The organism is Mesorhizobium sp. (genome assembly GCF_005063415.1).
GTDB lineage: Bacteria > Pseudomonadota > Alphaproteobacteria > Rhizobiales > Rhizobiaceae > Mesorhizobium.
Genome location: NZ_SUEG01000246.1, coordinates 1 through 4,665, shown reverse-complemented (window position 1 = coordinate 4,665; position 4,665 = coordinate 1). Strand labels below are relative to the sequence as shown.

General features: G+C 64.6%; 5 protein-coding genes. 4 read left to right on the top strand and 1 reads right to left on the bottom strand.

The features are described 5' to 3' along the window. Nucleotides 1-768 (top strand): ATP-binding protein (locus E5W70_RS31010; protein ID WP_292665061.1); only part of this gene is annotated, 768 nt, incomplete at its 5' end. 6 nt (nucleotides 769-774) lie between these two features. Further along, on the top strand, nucleotides 775-2,130 hold the full coding sequence (locus E5W70_RS31005) for a sigma-54 dependent transcriptional regulator (protein ID WP_292665060.1): 1,356 nt from the start codon (nucleotides 775-777) through the stop codon (nucleotides 2,128-2,130). A gap of 30 nt (nucleotides 2,131-2,160) precedes the next feature. On the opposite strand, the gene E5W70_RS31000 is transcribed toward E5W70_RS31005, so the two are convergent. After that, entirely contained in the window at nucleotides 2,161-2,904 is a 744-nt protein-coding gene (locus tag E5W70_RS31000) for a 2OG-Fe(II) oxygenase (RefSeq protein WP_292665059.1), read from the bottom strand. Nucleotides 2,905-3,065: 161 nt separating this feature from the next. On the opposite strand from E5W70_RS31000, the gene E5W70_RS30995 reads away from it, so the two are divergent. Together E5W70_RS30995 and E5W70_RS30990 are read left to right on the top strand one after the other, a co-directional pair. Next, complete coding sequence (locus E5W70_RS30995) at nucleotides 3,066-3,791, top strand: 3-keto-5-aminohexanoate cleavage protein (RefSeq protein WP_292665058.1); 726 nt, start codon at nucleotides 3,066-3,068, stop codon at nucleotides 3,789-3,791. Between the two features lie 417 nt (nucleotides 3,792-4,208). Beyond that, nucleotides 4,209-4,665, top strand: a 457-nt coding sequence (locus tag E5W70_RS30990; RefSeq protein ID WP_292665057.1) for an Lrp/AsnC family transcriptional regulator, incomplete at its 3' end; no start/stop codon positions are given.

Here is a 4,665-nt window from a genome sequence, read left to right as displayed (position 1 = left end):
GATTTGAGCCGCGCCCGCGACCGGCTGCAGGCCGAGATGTCAGACCACCGCAGCACGGAAGCCAAGCTCCAGGTCGTGCAGCAGGATCTGGTCCAGGCCAACCGCCTCGCCATCCTCGGCCAGGTCGCGGCCGGTGTCGCCCATGAAATCAACCAGCCGGTCGCCACCATCCGCGCCTATGCCGACAATGCCCGCACCTTCCTCGACCGCAAGCAGACCGGGCCGGCCGAGGAAAACCTCGGCGCCATCGCCGCTTTGACCGAACGCATCGGCTCAATCACCGAGGAGTTGAAGGCATTTGCCCGCAAGGGCCGCACCGCCGCCGAGCCTGTCGAATTACGTGGTGTCATCGAGGGCGCCGTCATGCTGTTGAGAAGCCGCTTTGCCGGTCGGCTCGACGCATTGGCCATCGACCTGCCGCCGCCGAGCCTCAAGGTCATGGGCAATCGGGTGCGGCTCGAACAGGTGCTGATCAATCTATTTCAGAACGCGCTGGAGGCGCTCGACGGCCGCGACGACGCTCATGTGCAGGTATCGGTCGAAGAGACCGCCGACGGCGTGACGGTCGCCGTGTCCGATAACGGACCGGGCATTCCGCCAGGGATCCTCAAATCACTGTTCACGCCGTTCAACACGTCCAAGGAAAAAGGCCTTGGCCTTGGCCTCGTCATCTCGAAGGACATCGTCGCCGATTATGGCGGCCGTATCGAGGTTTCAAGCGACGATAGCGGCACCCGCTTCACCATTCATCTCCAGACAGCAGCGTAAGCCATCATGACGAACGACAATGCCGCGCCGGTGATCCTGATCGACGACGACCGCGATCTCCTCAAGGCCACTGCGCAGACGCTGGAGCTTGCCGGTTTCTCGGTCTCCGCCTTTGCGGTGGCCGCCGAGGCGCTGGCCGGGCTCGACGCCGGTTTTGCCGGCGTCGTGGTGTCCGATATCCGCATGCCTCAGATCGACGGCTTGCAGCTTTTCAACCGTGTCCTGCGGCTGGATGCGGACATTCCCGTCATCCTCGTCACCGGCCACGGCGACATCGCCATGGCCGTCAACGCGATTAAGGACGGCGCCTACGACTTCATCACAAAGCCCTTCGCCGCCGACCGGCTGGTGCAGAGCGTGCGTCGCGCGGCGGAAAAGCGCCGCCTGGTGATGGAGAACCGGGCCCTGCGCGAGGCGGCCGGAGAGGCGCAGGACGGCCTGCCGCTGATCGGCCAGACACCGGCGATGGACAGGCTGCGCCGCACGCTACGCCAGATCGCCGACACCGATGTCGATGTGCTGGTGACCGGCGAGACCGGCTCCGGCAAGGAGGTGGTCGCAAGTCTTCTGCATCGCTGGAGCCGCCGCGCTAAGGGCAATTTCGTTGCGCTGAATTGCGGCACGCTGCCGGAGACGGTCATCGAGAGCGAGTTGTTCGGCCATGAGGCCGGCGCCTTCACCGGCGCGCAGAAGAAACGGATCGGCCGCATCGAGCATGCCAGCGGCGGCACGCTGTTCCTCGACGAGATCGAAAGCATGCCGGTCTCGACACAGGTGCAGATGCTGCGCGTGCTGGAAATGCGCGAGGTCACGCCGCTCGGCACCAACGAGGTGCGGCCAGTCGACCTGCGCGTCGTCGCCGCCGCCAAGGTCGACCTCGCCGATCCGCGCCAGCGCGGCGCTTTCCGCGAGGATCTCTATTACCGGCTCAACGTGGTGACGATCTCGATCCCGCCGCTGCGCGAGCGCCGCGACGATGTCGCCCTGCTGTTCTTCTATTTCGCCGAGCGCGCCGCCGCCCGTTTCCACCGCCCAGTGCCGGCAGTGCCGGCGACGGTGCATCGCCATCTGAGCGACCATGACTGGCCGGGCAATGTGCGCGAACTGGCGCATTTCGCCGAGCGGTTTGTGCTTGGATTGGAGGAAGGCGCCGAAGCACAACCCCCTGCCCCGACCCAATCGACCGCCGCCATGAAGCTGCCGGAGCGGCTGGAGCGCTACGAGGCCGACATCATCCGCGAGACGCTTGGCCGCAACGAGGGCGATGTCAGGCGCACGATCGAAGCGCTGGGGATTCCGCGCAAGACCTTCTACGACAAGCTCCAGCGCCACGGCATCGTGCGCAGCGATTTTTCCAGGTAATCGCCGCCGGGCCTTGACCGGACGGCTCGGCTATTTGGCGTCGTGGAAGATGATGCCGACGGTGTGGCGCATGCCGGAGCGAAGCCGGCTGACGCCGTGCCTGAGATTGACGCGGTACTTGCCCTTGCTGCCCTGGACCGGTCGATTGTGGACCGCGAAGGCGACCGCATCGCCCTGGCGCAGCGGTACCACCTCGACGCGGCTTTGCATGCGCGGACGCTGTTCGGTCAGCACAAACTCGCCGCCGGTGAAATCCTTGCCGGGTTCGGACAACAGGATCGCCACTTGCAGCGGGAACGCCAGATCGCCGTAGAGATCCTGGTGCAGGCAGTTGAAGTCGCCAGGGACGTATTGCAGCAGGAGCGGCGTCGGCCGCGTCTGGCCATGCTCGTGGCATTGTTTCAGGAACGCGGCGTGTTCGTCGGGATAGCGCTGCGCGATACCCATGCGTTCGTTCCAATCGTTGGCGACCGCGGCGAGGCACGGATAGAGCGCGGTGCGCAAGCCGCCGATCAGATCGGGCAAGGGATAGCGGAAATAGCGGTACTCGCCCTTGCCGAAGCCGTGCCGCGCCATGTGCACATGGCTGCGGAATTGGCACTCGTCCGAATAAAGTCCGGCAATCTGCCGGCACTCCTGCGGCGTCAGCAGCTTTTCCATCACCGCGCAGCCATAGCCACTCAGCTCACCGGCCAGATTCCGCCAGTCATATCCGGCAACGCGCACCTCCGCCGATTTGACCGCCGCTTTCGTGCCTATCGAATGGATGGTCATGGCTTCGCCTCTGTAGCTTCTCTGTCATTGAGATGGGTGAAACGGCGCGCGCGGACCACCCGTTTCTTGCCGGGTGAGCTTCGCGGGATGGGACATCATCCAATTTCCGATTTCGTTGTCGTGCGCTAAACTTGTTCCACTTCAACGGGGCCGCCACCGCCATGATCGTCCAGACCTGCATCAATGGTGCGCGCAGCGCCGATTTCCACCCGCGACTGCCGCTTGATCCCGAAGCCATGGCGCGCGACGGTGCGACCTGCGTCGCCGCCGGTGCCGCCGAACTGCATGTTCATGCCCGCGGGCTGGACGGCCGCGAAAGTCTTGCGCCGGTGACGATGGACCAGACTGTGCTAGCGCTTCGTCGCGCCTGCCCTGGAACGCTGATCGGCCTGTCGACCGGCGCCTGGATCGAAAATGACGACGAGCGGACGCTGGCCGCGATCGCCGGCTGGAGCGAGCTGCCCGACTACGCCTCGGTCAATCTGAGCGAAGACGCCGCGCCCGCAGTCATGGACGGTCTGCGCCAGCGCTGCATTGGCATCGAGGCCTGGCTTGCCTCCGTCGCCGACGCCGAACGCCTGGTGAGCCTCGACCATGGCAAACGCGTGCTGCGCATCCTGATCGAAATCTCCGAGCAGGAGCCGGACGCTGCGCTGGAGATCAGCGACGATATCGCCGCCGTGCTCGACGGCGCCGGAATGCGTCGGGCGATCCTGCTGCACGGCGCCGACGCCACGGTCTGGCCTTTCGTGCACCGGGCGGCGGCGCGTGGCTGGTCGACGCGTGTCGGACTGGAAGACGGCAAGGAGCTTCCTGATGGAACGGTAGCATCCAGTAACGCTGCGCTGACAGCGGCAGCCGTCGCTATCTTCGGGGCCAGCCGTTAGCGCGGGGAAAGCGTTGATGGCGGCCAATCTCCTCTTCACGGGGAGATGCGCGGTTTTGGCAACGAGGCAGGCCAAAGTCGGGCGGGTCAAAAGTATGGCCGCGAGTTGCGACCGCGCCCCGCAGAACGGCGCTATCCCGCCAACCTTAAACCGGCGGCCTGAACCTTCAAAAGATCCGGAAACAAAAAACCGCCTCGGGAGGGCGGGTCGGCGGCGCGATTGGCCCATACCCAAATTAGTAGCATAGCTGCCGGCACAAAGCAAGAACAAAATGTGGCGCCCGCGACGAAACTGCTGACAGCCACAGAGCTATGGCGGATGACATGGCTCTTGCCGTTGTTAAAAATCTCTCATAAGGTATTTTCATATCTGAAAGAAAATCCAATCGTTTCTTTCCCTTTATGAAAGCCTGAGCGTTTGCGGGAACATCTCGATCAGACCGACCGGCGACTGGTCAAGCTGCTGTCGCAGGATGCGCAGCTTGGCGTCAACCGCCTTGCCGAGAAGATGGCGATCTCTGTGCCGACGGTGCGCGTGCGGCTGCGCAACCTGCTCGACCGCAACCTGCTCAAGATCGTCGGGCTGCTCAACCTGACCGAACGCCCCGAGCTGATCTCGGCGATCGTCGGCATCAACGCGCAAGGGCGCGGCCGGGCGCGAGAACTGGCGCAGCGCATCTCCGAACTGCCTTTCGTGAACTCGGCCGCCGTCGTCACCGGGCGCTTCGACATCATCGTCGATGTAACCGTGGCCGGCGACGTCGCCGATCTCTACCGCGTCACCAGCGAGCTGATCCCCGGCGCCGGCGAACCCGGCGAGGTCGTGCGCAGCGAGACCTTCGTCGTCATGGCGTCCTGCAACAAATGGGTCAGCC

What these genes read in the sequence shown, in the direction of transcription:
- E5W70_RS30995 (WP_292665058.1), top strand. Translation starts at nt 3,066, where the DNA reads ATGATCGTCCAGACCTGCATCAATGGTGCGCGCAGCGCCGATTTCCAC.
- E5W70_RS31000 (WP_292665059.1), bottom strand. Translation starts at nt 2,904, where the DNA reads ATGACCATCCATTCGATAGGCACGAAAGCGGCGGTCAAATCGGCGGAG.
- E5W70_RS31005 (WP_292665060.1), top strand. Translation starts at nt 775, where the DNA reads ATGACGAACGACAATGCCGCGCCGGTGATCCTGATCGACGACGACCGC.